The sequence below is a fragment of the Methylocystis sp. S23 genome (assembly GCF_054106005.1).
The window spans coordinates 2,988,963-3,006,951 of sequence record NZ_CM134185.1; the positions used below are offsets into that span (position 1 = coordinate 2,988,963).

A 17,989-nucleotide genomic window follows, 5' to 3' on the forward strand; every position below is an offset into this window, starting at 1 on the left:
CTTCGCCGTCCGCGGAAAGTAGGAAGGTTAAATTCAATTGCGCCCTTTCGCCCGCGGCGCGCTCTGGGCGATGGTCGCGACGAGCTGGGCGACGTCGGCGCAGGGCCGCAGCGCCAGTCCCGCCCGCCTGTCGTCCGCATTGATCTGCTGGCCCTGCGCCAGCACGGCCTGATGGAATCCGAGCTTCTGCGCCTCGCGTAGCCGCATGCCGGCATGGATGACCGGGCGCACGGCGCCCGAGAGGCCGATTTCGCCGAAAAAGGCCTGATCGGCGGGAAGCGCCGCGCCGGTCAGCGAGGAGACGAGGGCCGCCGCCGCCGCGAGGTCGCCCGCAGGCTCGTCCGCGCGCATGCCGCCAGCGACGTTGAGATAGACGTCGTGCATTCCGAGCTTGAGCCCGCCATGGGCCTCCAGCACGGCGAGAATCATCGAAAGCCGATTCTGATCGAATCCGACCACCGCGCGGCGCGGCGTGCCGAGCGAGGTGGGCGCGACGAGCGCCTGAATCTCGATCAGCATGGGGCGCTGGCCTTCCATGCCGGCGAAGACCGCCGCGCCGGGCGCGGAGGCGTCTCTGCCGGCGAGGAAGATGGCGGAGGGATTGGCGACCTCGGCGAGCCCGAGGCCCGTCATCTCGAAGACGCCGATTTCGCCCGTCGCGCCGAATCTGTTCTTGGAGGCGCGCAGCATGCGGAAATGATGCGCCGCGTCGCCTTCGAAGGAAAGCACCGCGTCGACCATGTGCTCGACCACGCGCGGGCCCGCGACCTGTCCATCCTTGGTCACATGGCCGATGAGCATGATCGTCGAGCCGCTGGTCTTGGCGTGGCGCAGAAGCGCCTGCGCGCTCGCCCGCACCTGCGTCACCGTTCCGGGCGCGGCGGGCGCGACGTCCGTATGCATGGTCTGGATCGAGTCGATGACGATCAGCGCGGCGCGCTCGCCCGTCGCGCAGGTCGCAAGAATGTCTTCCACCTGCGTGGCGGAGGCGAGCTCGACGGGCGCGTCGGCGAGGTTGAGGCGGCCGGCGCGCAAGCGCACCTGCGCCACCGCCTCCTCGCCGGAAATATAGATGACCCGCGCGCCGCGCCGCGCCAGCGCCGCGCAGGCCTGGATCAGAAGGGTGGATTTGCCGATGCCCGGCTCGCCGCCCAGCAGCAGCGCCGAGCCCGGGACAAAGCCGCCGCCGGTGACGCGGTCGAATTCATTGATGCCGGTGACGATGCGGGCCGCGGCCTTGTCCGAGCCGGCGAGGCCTTCGAGCTCGAAAGGCCTGCCGCGGGCCGCGCGCGCGGCCGTCGGCCCCGAACCGGCTTCCTCGACGATCGTGTTCCATTCGCCGCAGGATTCGCAGCGCCCCTGCCAGCGCGAGGCGACGGCGCCGCAGTTCTGGCAGACGAAAGAAGAGCGGGATTTGACCATGCGCGGTTGTTGGCGCAGCGGCGTCGACTCTTGTCAAGAGGCGAGCGTCATGGCGGCGTTCGATCGCGGTCAGCGCGGCTTGCCGGTTCCATGCGGCTTGCCCGACCCGGTCGCCTTGGCGCGGCTGCGGGGCTTTGGCGGCTCGCCCAAGTCGTCGCTCGCGACATTGATCTTGGCGCGCAGGACGTTCGACGGCTTGAAAGTCACGACGAGGCGCGCACAGATTTTCGCACCCTCGCCGGTCTTTGGATTCCGCCCCTGGCGCTCTTTCTTCGCTCGAATGAGAAACGAGCCGAAGGAGGAAAGCTTCACATCCTCGCGGGCGGCGATCGACCGGAAAATCTCGTCGAGCACCATCTCGACATATTTGGCCGACTCGGTGCGACCGAGTCCCGTCCGCTGATGAACGGCCTCGGCGAGGTCCGCGCGCGTTATCGTCGTCTGGCTGGGGTCATCGGCGTCGTTTAGCGCGCCGCTTGCTAATGAAAAGAATTCCTCCTGCGCCATTTCAGACCTTGCATATGTATTTTCAGAACCATTGCAGCAAATCGATGAGGATCCGCAGCGAACCCGACGAGGGCTCCTCTGCGAGCGCAATCATTAGCCGCCATGAACATCGATCCGCCGCGATTTTAGCCGGCTTCCCCGCCTAGCCTCGAGGAAGCGCATGTCTAAACTTTGTCGGAATTTTTCAGAATTGCGGCCGAAAATCAAGCGGCTCAAAGAAATCGCCGCCGATATATTTGCTAAAAACGGAATTCTCTAATTACTTCTTCAAGTTACCAGCGTATCAAGGCCGAGCCCCAGGTAAAGCCGCCGCCGACGGCCTCGAGCATTACAAGGTCGCCCTCCTTGATGCGGCCGTCCGCCACGGCGACGGAGAGGGCGAGCGGGACGCTCGCCGCGGAGGTGTTGCCGTGAAGATGGACGGTCGCGACGACCTTCTCCGGCGCGATGCCGAGCTTTTGCGCAGACATGTCGATGATGCGGCGGTTCGCCTGGTGAGGAACGAACCAGTCGAGCCGGTCCGCCGTGATCCCGGTCGCCTTGAAGGCGTCGTCGACGACGTCCGTGACCTTGCCGACCGCGAATTTGAAGACTTCCTTGCCCTCCATGCGCAGATGGCCGACGGTCTGCGTGGCGGACGGGCCGCCGTCGACATGCAGCTTCGCCCGATGGCGTCCATCCGAACGCAGATGCGTGGTCAGGATTCCGCGTTCCTCCATCGCGCCGGTCGAAGGGCGCGCTTCCAGCACCATGGCGCCGGCGCCATCCCCGAAGAGCACGCAGGTCGTGCGGTCCTCCCAGTCAATGATCCGCGAGAAGGTCTCCGCGCCGATCACCAGCGCTCGCTTGTGCGAGCCCGAGCGCAGGAACTTTTCGGCCGTGGCGACGGCGTAGACGAAGCCGGAGCACACCGCCTGGAGATCGAAGGCCGCGCCATGCGTGACGCCGAGCGCCGCCTGAATCTGCGTGGCGGTCGAGGGGAACGTCCAGTCGGGCGTGGAGGTGCCCACGACGATCAGGTCGATATCGTCCGGGACGAGGCCCGCCGCCTCCAGCGCCCTCCGGGCGGCCTTTTCGCCGAGCATGGAGGTCGTCTCGCCCTCGGCGGCGATATGGCGCTCCTTGATGCCCGTGCGCTGGAAGATCCACTCGTCGCTGGTGTCGACGATCTTGGCGAGATCGTCATTCGTGACCGTTCTGGCAGGGAGATAGGAGCCCACGCCGAGAACGACGGCGCGAAAAAGGGGAGTCGGAATCGTCACTGAGCGGCTTCCTGCGGCGGGGCGTTCGGGTCTGTGGAGCCGCTTTCGAATTGATGGGCGAGGGCGACGGTGTCCCGGATGCGGTTGAGAAGATCGCTCTTGGCCATCTCGTAGCCGGTTTCGACGGCGCGCGCGAAACCGACCGAATCGGCGCCGCCGTGGCTTTTGATCACGACGCCCTCGAGGCCGAGGAACACGCCGCCATTGATGGACCGCGTGTCCATTTTGGCTTTCAGCTCCGAGAAGGCCCCGCGGGCGAGCAGATAGCCCAGCTTGGCGAGAAGCGAGCCGCTCATCGCCGCCTTCAGATAGGCGGCGATCTGCAGGGCGGTGCCTTCGGCCGTCTTCAGCACGATGTTGCCGGTGAAGCCTTCCGTGACGACGACGTCCACGGCGCCCATCCCGATTCCGTCGCCCTCGACGAAGCCCGCATATTCGAGCCCCGGCAGATTTGAGTCGCGAAGAATGGCGGCGGCGGCTTTCACCTCCTCGACGCCTTTGATCTCCTCCTTGCCGACATTGAGCAGGCCGACAGTCGGACATTCGATGTTCAGAACGATGCGCGCCATCGCCGATCCCATAATGGCGAGATCGACGAGATGGCTGGCGTTGGCGCCGATGGACGCCCCCACGTCCAGCACGACCGACTGGCCGCGCAGCGTCGGCCAGAGGCCGGCGAGCGCCGGGCGATCCACGCGCGCCATGGTGCGCAGGCAGATCTTCGCCATGGCCATCAGCGCGCCGGTGTTGCCGGCCGAGACGGCGGCGTCGGCCTCGCCCTTCTTCACGGCCTCGATCGCCATCCACATCGACGAGACGCGCCGGCCTTGACGCAGCGCCTGGCTGGGTTTGTCGTCCATGCGTATGGCGACGTCGGAGTGACGCACCTCGCTGCGCGCCGCGAGGCGCGGAAGCGTGTCGAGCTCGGCGCGAATCGCCTTTTCGTCGCCGACGAGAAGGAAATGGGTCTCCGGCTGGCGCTCGAGCGCGATGGCGCAGCCGGGTATGGTCACCGACGGGCCAAAATCGCCGCCCATCGCGTCGACCGCGATCCGAACAATCTGCGCCATATCCCTCTGCTTCCCCCGAACGCCGGCCGTTGCCGGCCGACCTTTCTACCAGCAAGCGGATGCGGGATTATGACCCCCTGCGCTCACGCAAAACCGGCCGCGCTTTCGCCGAGGCGGCGCGTTCTGCGCGGCTGATTGCCATTTGCCGCGCGCCCGCGCAAGTGCCACGTCGGCGCAGGCGGCCCCGCGGGTTTCGCCTCGCGGAGGGCGCGGACAATTCCGCCCAATGGCGGCGCGATCTAGATCTTGTCCCCGGCGGGGCGAAGCCGGGCGAAAGGCGAGACGGCCTCCTCGGCCGTTTCAGGCTCCGGCGCGACGAATTCCGCCCCCGGCTTCCGGGGGTAGGGATCGAGCGCGAGGGTGAGGAATTCCGAGACGATCCCGCCGAGATCCACGGCGCCGCCGACGAGCGGATCGGGCGGATCGTCACCGCCCACATCCGCCTCGACCGGCTCGGGCTCGGCGTCCCGGCGGCGGGAGCGAAGGCGGGGCGCCTCCCGCGGCGGCGCGAAGCGTAATTCGATGGGCCCGGCGACGTCCGATTCGAACTCCTCGAGCGTCAGCACGCAGATCTGGCGCAGCCGCGCGCGGAGTTCGCCGGTCACCTCGAGCCCGTCGCCGCGCCAGCGCCGCGCGCGCAAGGCGGCGGTCAGCGACAGGACGGCCGGAAGGTCGTTCAGCTCGGCGAGCGCGGCGCGCTCGGCTTCCGTGGCGACGATTTCGATGTCGAGGCCCTCCGGCGGGACTTCCGCCAGGGCCAGCGGGCGCGACAAGGGAGTCTCGCCGGTCGGCGTCGATATGCGGCCGAGCGTTTCGTCGGTCATGCTTCCTCCCTTTCCCGCTGCTGTTCGCCCCTAAATATGCGGCGCGAGCCTTCCGCGCCACCTCCTCAGCCGGGCGCCCCTGGCGGGGCGCGAGGATCGGCTTGCTTTCGCTGCAATTGAAGGATAGCCAAGCCGCGTTGCCATACGAAATGACGGGACGGGGGCGCCCGCCTCCGCGCGTTCGGATAGATCGGGGCTTGGAGATCAATATGTCGGGGCTGGCCTATCGCAGTGTTTCTAAAGGCTTCTTCGGCGCTGCGACGATAAAGGTCGCGGTCGCTTTCGGCGTCGCATTGTCGCTTTCCGGCTGCCTCGGCTATGACGGCGTCATTAATCGCGGGGCGGTGATCGACGCGCGCAAGGTCGCGCAGGTCAAGGCCGGCATGGCGGCGCCGCAGGTCATGCAGGCGCTCGGCACGCCGTCCACGACCTCCACCATCGGCGGCGACGCTTGGTACTATGTCAGCCAGCGCCTCGAGCGCTCGGCGGCGTTCCTGCCCCAGAACATCGTCGACCAGCGTGTCCTCGCCGTCTATTTCGACAAGTCGCGGAAAGTGGTCCGCCTCGCGGATTACGGCATGGAGGACGGCAAGCCGGTCGACTTCCTGTCGCGCACGACCCCGGTCGCCGGCCCGGACTATCACCTCATCCAGAGCCTTCTCGCCAAGGTTTCCCTGTAAGCGAACCGCCGCCACGGCCGTGGCGTAAATATGGCCGGGCGGCCGCCGCCCGGTCGCGCGGCGCCTCGGATGGCTGATTTTCCATAGCTTTTCAGAGGTTTCGCGGGCGCCGGAATATGGCGCGCGCGTGACGGCTTCCGTCGCTCTTTCGCCGTCGATCGCCGTTAGCTTTCCCTTTGGGCCGCCACGTGCGGCGATAAGGGAGTTCCAGGGGGAGCATGACGGATTTCACGCTGTCCAACACCGAGTCCGCGCATCGATCGAGTTGGGGAGACCGTCTGGCGCTCGTTTGCGCGGACCGCTCCTTCTACATCCTGCTCCGGACCTTCTGCGTTGGCGCGGTTCTGTCGACGCTCGCGGCCCTGAGCCTCGCGGTCAAACGCGACGAGATTCCGCATGAGAGGCTCAGCCGGATCGCGAAGGTCCGCACGCCGGCGTCGCCCTTCATGCAGCTTACGCATACGGACGACGAATCGGCGCTCGACAGCGATTTCTCGCTCGAGCAGGCGGCGCTGACCTGGTCGCATCGTCTGGCCAGCGACGAGGACGCCGCCGACGCCCCGGGCGTGATGCGTTTCGGTTCCGTGAAGGTTCGCCAGTCGATCGTCGAGCGCGTGGTTCAGGCCGCGAACAAGACGGAGATGGACCCGGCGCTGCTCATGGCCATCGCCGACAAGGAATCCAACTTCTCGACGACCGCCAAGGCGCGCACCTCCTCGGCGAGCGGCCTCTTCCAGTTCGTCGAGAAGACCTGGCTTCAGGCGGTCAAGAATTTCGGCCATCTCTATGGCCGCAAGGAAGAGGCGAACGCCATCGCCGACGCCTCGGAAGCCATCGGCGCCGTCGCCCCGCAGAAGAAGGCGCAGATTCTCAATCTGCGCAACGACCCCTATCTCTCGGCCGCGCTCGCCGCCGAGATGCTCAAGAAGGACAGCGCCAAGATCGCCGAGAAGATCGGGCGACCGCTGACGCCGGGCGAGACCTACCTCATCCACTTCCTGGGGCCGGATGACACCGAGCGCTTCATGACGGCGCTGGTCTCGACGCCCAATATATCGGCCGCCGCGCTGCTGCCCAAGCCTGCCCGCGCCAACCGGCCGATCTTCTATGAGCAGGCGGGCCGCAAGATGCGCGACAAGACCGTCGCCCAGGTCCACGAGGCCTTCGAGTCGATGATGGAAAAGCGCACGACCCGCTACGAGGACGTGGCGCAAAAGCTGCCGGCCGGGGCGATGGCGTATACGGAATAGGCTGCGGCTAATTTCTGATGTTTGTGAGCGCGGCTTCGCCCCTCACCGTAGCCCTCTCCCCGTTTTCACGGGGAGAGGGGACCAGAGCGCCCGCTGCTCCCTCTCCCCGCCTGCGGGGAGAGGGCCAGGGTGAGGGGCGAGGCCGCACGGTTAGACCCCCATCATCAGATCCAGATTCTGCACCGCCGCGCCCGAGGCGCCTTTGCCGAGATTGTCGAGCCGCGCGACGAGCACGGCCTGACGGCGGGCCTCGTTGGCGAAGACGAATATCTCCATATCGTCCGTGCCGTTGAGCGCGAGCGCGTCGAGGCGGCCGCTTTTGGGCGCCTGCGTCAGGCGCACATGGTGGGCGCCCGCATAATGGCGCCGATAGGCGGCCTCGAAATCGACCGCCTTCGGCCTGCCGGGTAGGGCGTCGAGCGCGAGCGGGATCGAGACCAGCATGCCCTGCCGGAAATTGCCGACCGACGGCACGAAAAGCGGGCGCGCGGTCAGCTTCGAATAGGCCATGATCTCGGGCAGATGCTTGTGCTCGAGGCCGAGCCCATAAAGCTCGAAGGCCGGCGCCTCGCCCTTCTCGTACGATTCGATCATCTGCCGTCCGCCGCCCGAATAGCCGGAGACGGCGTTGATCGTCAGGGGCTGGTCGGGCTCGATGAGCCCGGCGTCGACGAGCGGGCGCAGCAGGGCGATGGAGCCCGTCGCGTAGCAGCCGACATTGGCGACGCGCGCCGCCTTGGCGATCGCCTCGGCCTGTCCGGCGCAGAGCTCGGGAAAGCCGTAAACCCAGCCGGGCGCGACGCGATGCGCGGTGGAGGCGTCGAGGAAGCGCGGGGCCTTGTCGCCGAGCGCGTCGCAAAGCGCGACCGTCTCCCTGGCGGCGTCGTCGGGGAGGCAGAGGATCGCGACGTCGACCGAGGCCAGAATCGCGCGCTTGGCGTCCACGTCCTTGCGCTTCTCGGAAGGGATGGCGACGATTTCGACGCCGGCGCGGCCGGCGAGCCGCTCGCGGATTTCGAGACCGGTCGTGCCGGCCTCGCCGTCGATGAAGATTTTGCTGGCCATGATCCGAAGGTCCTGAAGGCGTGGCGCTCTTTAGCGCGGCTTGGATGATGGCTGCATGACGCCTTGTCAACATCCGGCCGTCACATCAGCGAACGCGCCAAAGCGACGATTTCCTCGACAGGCGCCTCGAATTCGAAATGGTCGCCGTGATCCGCGCGGCCCTGCGCGGTCGAGGCTTCGATCATCGCCCGGTGCAGCCGATGCCCGGCGAGATGCGAAATGTAGAGATATTCGTTCGAGACGTAATTGCTCGTGGCGATCTCCACGACCCGTGCGCCGCGCGGCATGAAGGGCGTGTTCCACAGCGCCGCGCCGAATTGCCCCACCGCGAGCCTCGCATTGGACATCAGCGCGATCTGTTCGCCGAGCGTCAGCTCATGCGTGTGCGCGACATGAAATCCGATATGGCGCAGCGCGTCGCAGAGCGTCTGTTCATTGGTCATGCGCCGAGCCGAGGGGAAGCCCGCACGGCTCAAGAAGACATGATCCGGCGCCGTCCCGGGCGCGGGCGGCGCGAAGCGCCGGCTCACGAAATCGAGGAAGTCGACCACGCGCGCGGGCGGCTTCATATTGGCGTAGGTGCTCAAGGGCGACGGATAGAGCAACCGCGCGACGCGCACATATCTCGCGCTGGTTTCGACGATCGCCTCCGGCGGCGCGCCGAGCGTTAAGAGCTCCCGGCGTTGCCGGTCGTCGAGCGGCGGGCAGAGCAGCTTGATTCGTCCCGCCTTCAGCTCGTCGAGAACGAGATAGGCCGAGAACAGCGTGTTCATCAGCCAATGGCCGTAATTGATGCGGCTCGCCCATGTCGTGCAGAGCATCAGGGGCGTGTCGGACGATATCGCTTCCACGGCGTCGTCGCTTCGCATCCAGGCGTAGCGTCCGCCGATCGGGAAGATGTCGGGCGCGCGGACATGGCCGCCGGGCGAGAGAAAGGTCGCGTATGACGAATCGCCCCAGACCCGATCCTCATCGAAGAGCGCCACGCCGTTGCGCAGATCGGCCCAGGCGTTCTCGAAGGCGGCGACATAGAGGGGTGGCGCGGTCCATTGGCGCCGATCCAAAAGCTCCTTGAACGCCGCGCAGTCGCAACCGAGCGAGGCTTCCTCGGCGAAGGACGGCGTCGCGTCATGTTCTTCCGCCTGCGACAGCGGCGCGATGGCGTAGCGCGCGTCGATCGGCGGCGTCGCTATTTCGGCGAGGCGCCTGCGCGTGGCCGGAAGGAGATCGCCGACGTCGGAATTGGACGCCTCGTCGCGAGCGAACCGCAACGGAAAAACCAGCGCGCGCGAATTGCGGGCGCGGAGCCGGCGCTGGGCCCGTCCTTCCGCCGCGCCGTGCTTGCGCCAATGCGCGAGCCCCGACGCGGCTTCCCCGCGCGCGACGGCGGCGGCGACATCCGGATTGGCGGCGAGATAGGCGTCTTCGTCGAAGGTCGCTTCCGTCGGCGTCTCGGTCACGCCGAGCGCGTCGTCCAGCATATTCTCGACGCCGCTGAAGAGCCCCGCCGCGTCGATGGCCGCGTGGACCCGCCGCGCAAGGTCGGCGCCGCCGGCTCGCGCCACCATTTGCTCCTTCTCCCGGATCGCGCCGTCGAGCGCGGCCGCGACATGCGCATAATCCTCCGAGCCAAAGACGAGGCGCATATAGCCGAAGAGCGCGGGCGGCGCGGCGGGGTCGCGCATCGCCCGCAGGCGAAGAAGGTTGAGCGCGAGAGCCGCGCGGGAATGGACGACGGCGTCGGATGCGCCGGCCGCCTCTTCTTCGAGCGGGAAAGGCGTGGGCGCGCGGACGAGCGCGTCTATGCGCCGGACGAGACTTTCCGCCTCCATGACCGCCGGCGCCGCCCGCCCGCGCCTTCCGAACAGCGCCCGAAAAATCGCACCGCGCATTTTATCTCCGCATCCCGGCGCGCGCCGGGCGCCGGAGCATAGGGCAGGCCGCGGCGTTTCCGGAAGCCGGGCTCCGGACTGGCGCCGTCCTTGAACCGCGATACCTCATCAGGGAGCGCCGCGCGCGACGCGGCTGATTCTTGCACATGGGAGGCGGTCATGACCGCATTCACGGACAAGGCGAAATATTATGGCGTCAAACTGACAGACTCGCTCTACCAGGCTTCGGTGGTCTCGATTCTCGCCTTTAACGGATCGCTGGCCATGCTCGTCGCCGTCGGCGCCGCCGTGGCGACGGGCGCCGTCGACGTGCCGGAGTTTCATCCAAGGTGACGAAGCGCCTTCTCATCGTCGCGCATGCGCCGTCTCCCAATACGCAGCGCATGCGCGACGCGATTCTCGATGGCGCGCGATCGCTTGAGATCGAAGGCGTCGCGGCGCGGGCGCTCTCCGCATTCGAGACGCAGCCCCCAGACCTTCTCGGCGCGCATGGCGTCCTTCTGCTGACGCCCGAAAATCTCGGCTATATGAGCGGCGCGCTGAAGGATTTTTTCGACCGCTGCTATTATCCGTGCCTCGAACGCATGGAAGGGACGCCCTACGCCCTTTGCGTCCGCGCCGGGAGCGACGGGACCGGGACGCGGCGCGGCGTCGAGACGATCGCCACGGGCTTGCGCTGGCGCGCGATCCGGGACCCGCTGATCTGCCGCGGCGAGTGGCGCGAGGAATTCGTCGGAGCCTGCCGAGAATTGGGCATGCTGATGGCGGCGGGGCTCGGCGCGGGCGTCTTCTGAGCGCCGAGCCTTGGAGGCGCGACGAGGCCCGGCGTCGATCGGCTCCAGCCTTGCCGCTGTCCTCGAAGCCGCCTACCTTGCGGCCACGCCTTGCATCCAACTGGGACGCCTCAAGCCAAATGCTCAAGCCCAACGGCTTTCTCGGCCATCCGCGCGGGCTCGCTTTTCTTTTCGGCTCGGAATTATGGGAGCGCTTCTCCTATTACGGGATGCGCGCGCTCCTCGTGCTTTACATGGTCGAATATCTATTGACGCCCGAGCGGATGAACGCGGCCCTTGGCCTCGCGGAATTGAAGCGCGGCCTGGAGGCCCTCTCCGGCCCGTTGGAGGCGCAGCCTTTCGCGTCGCAGATCTACGGGCTCTATACCGGCCTCGTCTATCTCACGCCGATCCTCGGCGGGCTTGCGGCGGATCGCCTTCTCGGCCGCACGCGAACGATCGCCATCGGGGCGGCGATGATGGTCGCCGGACATTTCATGATGGCGGACGAGCGTCTCTTCCTGGTCGCGCTCCTGCTGATCGCCTTCGGCTGCGGCGCCTTCAAGCCGAACATTTCCACGCAGGTGGGCGAGCTTTATGCGCCGGGAGACGCGCGGCGGGACCGCGCTTATTCGATTTTCTATGTCGGCATCAATATCGGCGCCTTTTTCGCGCCGCTCGTCTGCGGCTCGCTCGGCGAGAGGCTGGGCTGGCATTACGGCTTCGCCAGCGCGGGCGTCGGGATGGCGGTCGGCCTCGCGACCTATCTTGCCGGAGGCCCGGATTTGCCGCCGGACTCATGGGCGCGAAGCGGCGCGCCGCCGCCGGACATGGATCGCCGGCAATTCCGGCGCGCGCTCTTTTCCATTGCGCTGCTCTTCCTGCCCTCGACGCTTTTCTGGGCCGCGTTCGAGCAGCAGGGCAATACGATCGCGCTATGGGCGGCGCAGTTCACCGATCGTAGCGTCGGCCTCTTCGAATGGCGCGCGGAAATCCCGGTGACCTGGTTCCAGGCGTTCAATCCGCTGATGATCTTTCTCTTCACGCCGCCGCTCGTCGCTCTTTGGAGGCGGCTCGCGCGGCAGGGCCGGGAGCCCTCGACCTTGCGGAAATTGTCGCTCGGCTGCCTCGGCGTCGCGCTGAGCTACGGCGTGATGGCGCTCGCGGCCTATGAAAACGCGGGCGCCAAGGCGAGCTGGCTCTGGCTCCTCGTCTATTTCGTCGTGATCACGCTCTCGGAGCTGCACTTCTCGCCGATCACGCTGTCCCTCGTCTCACGCCTCGCGCCGGAAGGGTCGCGGTCGGCGCTGATGGGCGCCTGGTTCGCCTCGATGTTTCTCGGCAATCTCGCCGCCGGATGGATGGGCGGTTTCTGGTCCAGCATGACGCGGCCGGCTTTCTTCCTGATGATGGCGGGTCTCGGCCTTGCCGGCGCGGCGATCGTCGAAGCGGCGCGGGGCCCGCTCGGCGTCGCCACTTCGACCGAAGGGTGAAGCGCCGACGGCGATGAGGCTACGCCTAAGAAGGCTGCTCCTCAAAGCCTTGCAATTGGGGAAGATCGAACCAGCTCTGTTTCCGACTTGTCCATAATTGCAGGGTCGGGCGAACTTCCGAGGTGTCGTCGAGGGTTCCCGGCTTGAGAATGATCACCGGCGCGCCCGCCTTTTGATTGTAAATGCGCGTTCCGCACTTCGGGCAGAAGCGCCCCTGCATCGTCGCGCCGGACTTTGTCGGCCGTTCGAACGAGGCAAGTTCGCCGGACTCGCACATGAATTGGTCGGCGGCGAACACCATCGACATCCCGAAGGCGCCGCCCGATTGGCGCTGGCAGTTTCGGCAATGACAGACGACGACCGCCTTGGGCTCTCCCTCTACCTGATAGCGAACGGCTCCACATTCGCATCCGCCCTTTCGCTTTCCTTTCATTGACGCCTCCCGCTTGTCGAGCCAGGCGATCGGGTGAACGCTGGCGTGAGCAAACCCTTTACGGGTCGGGTTGGGTAATGCCCGAGCAATATCATGGTGGGACCCCACCCGGCGGTCTTCGACCGCCGATCTCCCCGTAAAGGGGAGGTATTGGGCGCCAACCTTCCCAAAGATGATCGTTCACCCGATCGCCCTGCTCGTCGTCTTCGCGCGCTCACGCTATCCGATCGGTAGCGTATAGCGCTACGCAAAAGCTCTTGCTTTCCGCGCCCATGCGACGTCGCCGGCGGTCGTCGCTTCGAAATCCTTGGCGAGGCGGGGCAAAGGCTGTCAGGCGTCCGTCTGGCGTCGCGGGACGTTCGCCATGAGACGGCGAAGCTATTTCGCGGGCAGCAGGATCACGTGCTCCTGCTCGTCGCCGTCATTGCGCGCGACGATGGCGATGGCGGGCTCCGTCTTGCTCAGATTGACGGGTTGATGCGGCACGTCGGCGGGGATGTAGATGAAGTCGCCCGCGACATTGACGACGCTCTTTTCGAGACGCTCGCCATATTTCGTCTCGACCGAGCCTTGCAACAGATAGATCGCCGACTCGTAACCCTTATGCACATGCGCCTGCGCCGACCCGCCAGGCGGAATGACGACCTTCAGCAGCGAGAGATTCTTCGCGCCGGCGTTCTTGTTCGAGATTCCGGGGAAGAAGGGCAGAGCCTGCTTGGAGGTCGCCGCTTCGCCGACGCGGACGGTGACGACGTCCTTGCCGTCCCTGGCGCCGATGATCTGCGGCTCGCCGGCGAATGCGGGGGAAGCGAGATGGAGACAGGCAAGCATAAAGATTGATCCGCGCATCGATTGACCTCCGCCTTATCCATCGCGAGGATGGTGGGAAATGATTTGGCTATGATAGGAAGAGACTTGGCCGCCCGCCAGCTTGGGCGACGGGCGGCCGGCCGCAATCTGGAGCGCTGCGCAATGACCGTGGCGACGCGCGCCGGGAGTCCCCGCGTCACTCAGATCGCGGCGGCCGTCCTCGGCAATGCGCTTGAATGGTACGATTTCGTTATCTTCGGCTATTTCGCGACGGTCTTGTCGACGGTCTTCTTCCCGGCGGAGGACGACAGGGCGGCCTTGCTTTTGACGCTCGCGACATTCGGCGCGGGGTTCTTCACGCGGCCGCTCGGCGGACTTTTCTTCGGCGTCTATGCGGACCGGCATGGACGCAAGGCGGCGCTGCAATTGATCATGGCGGCGATGACGGTCGCGGTCGCCGTGATCGCCTTCGCTCCATCCTACGTGACGATCGGCGTCTTCGCGCCGATGCTCGTCGTCGCGGCGCGATTGCTGCAGGGCTTCGCGACAGGCGGGGAATTCGCCAGCGCCACCTCCTTTCTCATCGAGATTGCGCCGCCCTTGCGGCGCGGGCTCTACGGCTCCTTGCAAATGGTCGGGCAGGGGTTCTCGGTGCTGATCGGAACGCTGGCGGGGATCGCCGTCGCCAGGCTTTTCTCGGCGGAGGAGCTGCACGCCTTCGCCTGGCGCATCCCCTTCGTCCTCGGCCTGCTGATCGGTCCCGTCGGCCTCTATGTGAGGAGGCGCCTCGACGAGACGCCGGCTTTCCAGGTCTCGCGGCGTGAAGGCCCGGCGACAGACGCCTTTCTTATGCTCCTCGCGCGGAGCCGCGCGCAGCTCCTCGCCGCCTTCGCGACGACCGTCGGCGCGACGATCTATTTTTACATCGTGCTGGTCTACATGCCGACCTACGGCAAGAAAGAGATGGGCTTGAGCCTCGAGCAGGCTTTCGTCGCGCAGGCGCCGGGGCTTGTCTTGCTGATCCTTCTGACGCCCCTCATCGGCGCGCTGTCCGACAGGATCGGCCGCCGGCCGATGCTCTGGGCGTCGAATCTTCTGTTCCTGATCTGCGCCTTCCCGCTTTTCGCCTGGCTGCAAGCGGAGCGGACCGAGATGGCGCTTGCTTTCGTTCAGACCGCGTTCTGCGTCATTCTTTCAGGCGTGCTGGGCGTGTTCTCCACCATTCTGGCGGAGCAGTTTCCGACGCGCTTCCGCTCCACGGGACTCGCCGTGGCCTATAATATCGCCGTGATGATTTTTGGCGGCTTCGCGCCCTTCCTCGTGACCTGGCTCATCAGAGTTCTGGAAACGCCGGTCGCGCCCGCCTTTTATCTGATGTTCGGGGCTCTGGCGGGACTGCTCGCGGTCGCCTTCCTGAAGGAGGGCGACGGCGGCGGCCTGGATTGAAGGTCACGGATCGCCCTGCGTCAGCATATGTCTCAGCAGATAGCCGACGGCATAGGAAAACGCCGCGCCGACAATTCCGAGGAAAGTCGAGCTGACATATTTCGCCTCGACGCCCTCGGAGAACATCCGCATGATCGAAACGCCGACGAGCAGGAGGAAGGGCAGCGCGATCAGAATGCCGACCCAGTAGAGGATGGTTGCAAGCTGTCTGGACACTGCCGGCCCCCTTTGCGCTTCGATCGTCAATCTACGAGATGAGCGCGCTTTCGCCAAACGCCGGACGGACGAAGCGGAGCGGCCGGATTTGCCCCGGCGATCGCCGAAATTATATGCGCTTGGCCGAAACAAGAAAGCCGGGCGCATGGCCCGGCTTCGGTTTTCGAACGGCGAAGCGCCGCGCTTAGCGCTTCGAGAACTGGAAGCTGCGCCGCGCTTTGCGCTTGCCGTATTTCTTGCGCTCGACCACGCGGGAGTCGCGGGTGAGGAAGCCTTCCTTCTTGAGCGGAGAGCGCAGCTCCGGCTCGTAATGGGTCAGCGCCTTGGCGAGGCCGTGGCGCACCGCGCCGGCCTGGCCGGAGAGGCCGCCGCCGGCGACCGACACCATGACGTCGTACTGGCCGACGCGCTTGGCGACGCCCAGCGGCTGCTGAAGGATCATGCGCAGCACTGGGCGCGCGAAATAGACCTCGATGTCGCGGCCGTTGACGGTGATCTTGCCGGAGCCGGGCTTGATCCAGACGCGGGCGACGGCGTTCTTGCGCTTGCCGGTGGCGTAGGCGCGGCCGTATTTGTCGAGCTTCTGCTCATATCTCGGCGCTTCGGCCGCGGCGGCGACGGCCGCCTGGTTGAGATCGGCGAGCGAGGAAAGGGTGGTCTCGGCCATGATCAGGCGCTCCGGACGTTCTTGGCGTTCATGGCGGCGACGTTGAGGGTCACCGGGCTCTGCGCTTCGTGCGGGTGCTCGGCGCCCTTATAGACGCGCAGATTGCCGAGCTGCTTGCGGCCGAGCGGACCGCGCGGCAGCATGCGCTGCACGGCCTTCTCGAGAACGCGCTCCGGGAAGCGGCCGTCGAGGATGAACTTGGCCGAGCGCTCCTTGATGCCGCCCGGAAAGCCGGTGTGATAGTGATAGACCTTCTGGTCGCGCTTGCGGCCGGTCAGCACCACCTTGTCGGCGTTGATGACGATGATGTTGTCGCCATCGTCCATATGAGGCGTGAAGGTCGCCTTGTGCTTGCCGCGCAGGCGCAGCGCGATGATGGTGGCGAGGCGCCCGACGACGAGCCCGGAGGCGTCGATCAGCACCCATTTCTTTTCAATGTCGGCGGGCTTCGCCGAATAGGTCTTGCCGTACATGGGTATTCCGTTTGAACGAACGAACTGTTCGGATGCGGGTGGATAGGGGATGCGGGAGGGGGCGTCAAGCGGTTTCATGAAGAACGACGTGCTTAATCGTCAGGAAAATCAGGCAGAACACGGTGCTGGTATTATAATACCGAAAAGCCAAGCGTTCTGAGGGTCTCGCGCACGGTTCCGGCGGCGCTACGGCCCGGCACGATATGGACGGTTTCTGCTTTCATGGGGCGCGCTCCTGAAGCGGTATAACATACCCCCCTTCTTACGGCTTGGTCTTGCCGCTGTCGCCTGTCTAGACTATCTTACTTTCGTCTTACCTTGGAGGCGATGCGTGACGTCGGTCCAGAAGCGGGTTGTGAGGCTGTCCACCAAAGGGCAGGTCGTCCTTCCCAGCGAGATCAGGAAGAGCAGAAATTGGGAGCCCGGCGCGGCGTTCACCATCGAGGAGACGCCCGAGGGCGTTCTTCTGAAGGAAGCGCCGCTCTTCGAACCGACCCGGATCGAGGACGTTTTCGGCATGCTTCATTATGCGGGCGCGCCGAAGACGATCGAGGAGATGGATGCGAGCGTACTCGCCGAAGCAAGGCGCCAGCATGATCGCGATTGATACGAACGTCGTCGTCCGCTTCCTGGCCAATGACCATTATCAGCAAGCGAGCAAGGCGCGCGCGCTCATCGAGCAGAACAGGATCTTTGTCACGCTGACCGTGCTGCTCGAAGCCGAATGGGTTTTGCGCAGCGACTATGGGTTCTCCCCGACAGCGCTCGTTACCGCTTTCCGCGCTTTCGCGGGCCTTCCAAACATTGTGGTGCAGGACCCGAGCGCTCTCGCCAAGGCCCTCGAATGGATGGACGCGGGCATGGATTTCGCCGACGCCTTGCATCTCGCGCAGATGGGGGCGAGCGAAGCATTTGCGACGTTCGACGTTCGGTTGGTGAAGATCGCGAAACAGGTCCAGGCCGCGGAAATTTGGGAGCCTGACGCCCGATAGACCCGGCTGGTGCAGCGCCTCCACCATGCAGCGCGACGTCCGGCCGGGCCTCAAGGTCCTGAACGCGCCGCGAGGGCGGTGAACGGTCTGGGGTCGGTCACGTCTATATGTCCAAAGACGGGGTCGCGGACTTTTTCCGCTTGTGTTTTCGAAGCTATGATGTCGATGACGTCGCCGACGCGCAAAGTTTTCATGTCGCTCTCGTCGGCCTGCAACGTCAATGGAGCAATGTGCGGTTTGCCGTCGACGGGCGACACGAACCGCACCGACAATTTCGTGAACTGGGCGAGCGTATAATTTGCAAGAGCAGGATCGGTCTTTCGCGCCTGGATCGCTCTGTCGCACGACATGTAACGCGAAGGCGCATGCCGGGCGTCGAGCCGGCAAGAAGTCGCCGCGCTCACGATAGAGGCGCGCGCAGGCGCGTAATTGCGATGCTTGTCCCATTCGTCGGGAATGACGAAGAATACGAAGATAAACAAAATGACGCCGCCGAGCGTCGCCAATTTGCCAATAGCGCGACTGAAAACTTTTGAAAACATGCGACGACCGCCATTTTGGATGGCGTAATCTTGCAACGCCGCTGCCTAAAAAGGCGTGAACGGGCGCACGTCCCTTTGCTTGGTTGAAGCTGTCCGGACATGCTTGCTCGAACGGCTCTTGAAGAACAGGCCTGGCCGGCGGCGCACTGCGGGCGCCGCCGGAAGATGGAGC

21 protein-coding genes are annotated in these 17,989 nt (G+C 65.6%); 8 read left to right on the top strand and 13 right to left on the bottom strand.

What is annotated here, in order from left to right:
• Positions 1–33: 33 nt before the first annotated feature.
• The 5 genes from radA to ACV7JP_RS14665 form a co-directional block, all read right to left on the bottom strand.
• Positions 34–1,422 carry a DNA repair protein RadA gene (gene radA, locus ACV7JP_RS14645; RefSeq protein ID WP_457796398.1) on the bottom strand — a complete coding sequence of 463 codons (1,389 nt, stop codon included), beginning with the start codon at positions 1,420–1,422 and terminating at the stop codon, positions 34–36.
• Positions 1,423–1,491: 69 nt separating this feature from the next.
• A complete protein-coding gene (locus ACV7JP_RS14650) occupies positions 1,492–1,929 on the bottom strand; it encodes an integration host factor subunit alpha (protein ID WP_457796399.1) in 438 nt (145 codons plus the stop codon).
• A 272-nt stretch (positions 1,930–2,201) separates the two neighbouring features.
• Positions 2,202–3,185: a beta-ketoacyl-ACP synthase III gene (locus tag ACV7JP_RS14655; protein WP_457799099.1), complete on the bottom strand. Its 984-nt coding sequence runs from the start codon at positions 3,183–3,185 to the stop codon at positions 2,202–2,204.
• Positions 3,186–3,187: 2 nt separating this feature from the next.
• Positions 3,188–4,261: a phosphate acyltransferase PlsX gene (plsX, locus tag ACV7JP_RS14660; RefSeq protein ID WP_457796400.1), complete on the bottom strand. Its 1,074-nt coding sequence runs from the start codon at positions 4,259–4,261 to the stop codon at positions 3,188–3,190.
• A gap of 239 nt (positions 4,262–4,500) precedes the next feature.
• Positions 4,501–5,085 (bottom strand): YceD family protein, encoded by a 585-nt coding sequence (locus ACV7JP_RS14665; RefSeq protein ID WP_457796401.1) that lies wholly within the window; start codon positions 5,083–5,085, stop codon positions 4,501–4,503.
• Between the two features lie 209 nt (positions 5,086–5,294).
• On the opposite strand from ACV7JP_RS14665, the gene ACV7JP_RS14670 reads away from it, so the two are divergent.
• Together ACV7JP_RS14670 and ACV7JP_RS14675 are read left to right on the top strand one after the other, a co-directional pair.
• The gene (locus ACV7JP_RS14670; RefSeq protein WP_457796402.1) at positions 5,295–5,765 is read left to right on the top strand and encodes an outer membrane protein assembly factor BamE; all 471 of its coding nucleotides are present in this window, start codon (positions 5,295–5,297) and stop codon (positions 5,763–5,765) included.
• 218 nt (positions 5,766–5,983) lie between these two features.
• A complete protein-coding gene (locus ACV7JP_RS14675; RefSeq protein WP_457796403.1) occupies positions 5,984–7,015 on the top strand; it encodes a transglycosylase SLT domain-containing protein in 1,032 nt (343 codons plus the stop codon).
• A gap of 150 nt (positions 7,016–7,165) precedes the next feature.
• Here ACV7JP_RS14675 and argC read toward each other — a convergent pair whose 3' ends face one another.
• On the bottom strand, positions 7,166–8,080 hold the full coding sequence (argC, locus tag ACV7JP_RS14680; protein ID WP_457796404.1) for an N-acetyl-gamma-glutamyl-phosphate reductase: 915 nt from the start codon (positions 8,078–8,080) through the stop codon (positions 7,166–7,168).
• 80 nt (positions 8,081–8,160) lie between these two features.
• Complete coding sequence (locus tag ACV7JP_RS14685; protein WP_457796405.1) at positions 8,161–9,972, bottom strand: glycosyltransferase family 61 protein; 1,812 nt, start codon at positions 9,970–9,972, stop codon at positions 8,161–8,163.
• A 159-nt stretch (positions 9,973–10,131) separates the two neighbouring features.
• On the opposite strand from ACV7JP_RS14685, the gene ACV7JP_RS14690 reads away from it, so the two are divergent.
• The 3 genes from ACV7JP_RS14690 to ACV7JP_RS14700 all read left to right on the top strand — a co-directional run bounded on the left by ACV7JP_RS14690 (position 10,132) and on the right by ACV7JP_RS14700 (position 12,238).
• The gene (locus ACV7JP_RS14690) at positions 10,132–10,305 is read left to right on the top strand and encodes a hypothetical protein (RefSeq protein ID WP_457796406.1); all 174 of its coding nucleotides are present in this window, start codon (positions 10,132–10,134) and stop codon (positions 10,303–10,305) included.
• Complete coding sequence (locus tag ACV7JP_RS14695) at positions 10,302–10,766, top strand: flavodoxin family protein (protein ID WP_457796407.1); 465 nt, start codon at positions 10,302–10,304, stop codon at positions 10,764–10,766. The genes ACV7JP_RS14690 and ACV7JP_RS14695 overlap by 4 nt, the downstream gene beginning before the upstream one ends.
• A gap of 119 nt (positions 10,767–10,885) precedes the next feature.
• On the top strand, positions 10,886–12,238 hold the full coding sequence (locus tag ACV7JP_RS14700) for a peptide MFS transporter (RefSeq protein WP_457796408.1): 1,353 nt from the start codon (positions 10,886–10,888) through the stop codon (positions 12,236–12,238).
• 25 nt (positions 12,239–12,263) lie between these two features.
• Here ACV7JP_RS14700 and ACV7JP_RS14705 read toward each other — a convergent pair whose 3' ends face one another.
• On the bottom strand, positions 12,264–12,671 hold the full coding sequence (locus ACV7JP_RS14705) for a GFA family protein (protein WP_457799100.1): 408 nt from the start codon (positions 12,669–12,671) through the stop codon (positions 12,264–12,266).
• A gap of 378 nt (positions 12,672–13,049) precedes the next feature.
• Positions 13,050–13,502 carry a cupin domain-containing protein gene (locus ACV7JP_RS14710; protein WP_457796409.1) on the bottom strand — a complete coding sequence of 151 codons (453 nt, stop codon included), beginning with the start codon at positions 13,500–13,502 and terminating at the stop codon, positions 13,050–13,052.
• Positions 13,503–13,643: 141 nt separating this feature from the next.
• On the opposite strand from ACV7JP_RS14710, the gene ACV7JP_RS14715 reads away from it, so the two are divergent.
• Positions 13,644–14,927: an MFS transporter gene (locus tag ACV7JP_RS14715; RefSeq protein WP_457796410.1), complete on the top strand. Its 1,284-nt coding sequence runs from the start codon at positions 13,644–13,646 to the stop codon at positions 14,925–14,927.
• 3 nt (positions 14,928–14,930) lie between these two features.
• Here ACV7JP_RS14715 and ACV7JP_RS14720 read toward each other — a convergent pair whose 3' ends face one another.
• From ACV7JP_RS14720 to rplM, 3 genes are all read right to left on the bottom strand, one after another.
• The gene (locus tag ACV7JP_RS14720) at positions 14,931–15,143 is read right to left on the bottom strand and encodes a hypothetical protein (protein WP_457796411.1); all 213 of its coding nucleotides are present in this window, start codon (positions 15,141–15,143) and stop codon (positions 14,931–14,933) included.
• Positions 15,144–15,327: 184 nt separating this feature from the next.
• Positions 15,328–15,810: a 30S ribosomal protein S9 gene (gene rpsI, locus ACV7JP_RS14725; protein ID WP_457796412.1), complete on the bottom strand. Its 483-nt coding sequence runs from the start codon at positions 15,808–15,810 to the stop codon at positions 15,328–15,330.
• A gap of 2 nt (positions 15,811–15,812) precedes the next feature.
• A complete protein-coding gene (rplM, locus tag ACV7JP_RS14730) occupies positions 15,813–16,283 on the bottom strand; it encodes a 50S ribosomal protein L13 (RefSeq protein WP_457796413.1) in 471 nt (156 codons plus the stop codon).
• Positions 16,284–16,614: 331 nt separating this feature from the next.
• On the opposite strand from rplM, the gene ACV7JP_RS14735 reads away from it, so the two are divergent.
• Positions 16,615–16,890: an AbrB/MazE/SpoVT family DNA-binding domain-containing protein gene (locus ACV7JP_RS14735; RefSeq protein WP_457796414.1), complete on the top strand. Its 276-nt coding sequence runs from the start codon at positions 16,615–16,617 to the stop codon at positions 16,888–16,890.
• Positions 16,877–17,275 (top strand): type II toxin-antitoxin system VapC family toxin, encoded by a 399-nt coding sequence (locus ACV7JP_RS14740; RefSeq protein WP_457796415.1) that lies wholly within the window; start codon positions 16,877–16,879, stop codon positions 17,273–17,275. Before ACV7JP_RS14735 ends, ACV7JP_RS14740 begins: the two co-directional genes overlap by 14 nt.
• 50 nt (positions 17,276–17,325) lie before the next feature.
• Here ACV7JP_RS14740 and ACV7JP_RS14745 read toward each other — a convergent pair whose 3' ends face one another.
• Positions 17,326–17,853, bottom strand: coding sequence for a hypothetical protein (locus ACV7JP_RS14745; protein WP_457796416.1), 528 nt, complete (start codon positions 17,851–17,853; stop codon positions 17,326–17,328).
• Positions 17,854–17,989 lie beyond the last annotated feature (136 nt).

Coding starts and splice junctions, on each gene's coding strand:
- ACV7JP_RS14710 (WP_457796409.1), bottom strand. CDS start 13,502: ATGCTTGCCTGTCTCCATCTCGCTTCCCCCGCATTCGCCGGCGAGCCG.
- radA (WP_457796398.1), bottom strand. CDS start 1,422: ATGGTCAAATCCCGCTCTTCTTTCGTCTGCCAGAACTGCGGCGCCGTC.
- plsX (WP_457796400.1), bottom strand. CDS start 4,261: ATGGCGCAGATTGTTCGGATCGCGGTCGACGCGATGGGCGGCGATTTT.
- ACV7JP_RS14670 (WP_457796402.1), top strand. CDS start 5,295: ATGTCGGGGCTGGCCTATCGCAGTGTTTCTAAAGGCTTCTTCGGCGCT.
- ACV7JP_RS14675 (WP_457796403.1), top strand. CDS start 5,984: ATGACGGATTTCACGCTGTCCAACACCGAGTCCGCGCATCGATCGAGT.
- ACV7JP_RS14715 (WP_457796410.1), top strand. CDS start 13,644: ATGACCGTGGCGACGCGCGCCGGGAGTCCCCGCGTCACTCAGATCGCG.
- argC (WP_457796404.1), bottom strand. CDS start 8,080: ATGGCCAGCAAAATCTTCATCGACGGCGAGGCCGGCACGACCGGTCTC.
- ACV7JP_RS14665 (WP_457796401.1), bottom strand. CDS start 5,085: ATGACCGACGAAACGCTCGGCCGCATATCGACGCCGACCGGCGAGACT.
- ACV7JP_RS14685 (WP_457796405.1), bottom strand. CDS start 9,972: ATGCGCGGTGCGATTTTTCGGGCGCTGTTCGGAAGGCGCGGGCGGGCG.
- ACV7JP_RS14650 (WP_457796399.1), bottom strand. CDS start 1,929: ATGGCGCAGGAGGAATTCTTTTCATTAGCAAGCGGCGCGCTAAACGAC.
- rplM (WP_457796413.1), bottom strand. CDS start 16,283: ATGTACGGCAAGACCTATTCGGCGAAGCCCGCCGACATTGAAAAGAAA.
- ACV7JP_RS14690 (WP_457796406.1), top strand. CDS start 10,132: ATGACCGCATTCACGGACAAGGCGAAATATTATGGCGTCAAACTGACA.
- ACV7JP_RS14740 (WP_457796415.1), top strand. CDS start 16,877: ATGATCGCGATTGATACGAACGTCGTCGTCCGCTTCCTGGCCAATGAC.
- rpsI (WP_457796412.1), bottom strand. CDS start 15,810: ATGGCCGAGACCACCCTTTCCTCGCTCGCCGATCTCAACCAGGCGGCC.
- ACV7JP_RS14700 (WP_457796408.1), top strand. CDS start 10,886: ATGCTCAAGCCCAACGGCTTTCTCGGCCATCCGCGCGGGCTCGCTTTT.
- ACV7JP_RS14705 (WP_457799100.1), bottom strand. CDS start 12,671: ATGAAAGGAAAGCGAAAGGGCGGATGCGAATGTGGAGCCGTTCGCTAT.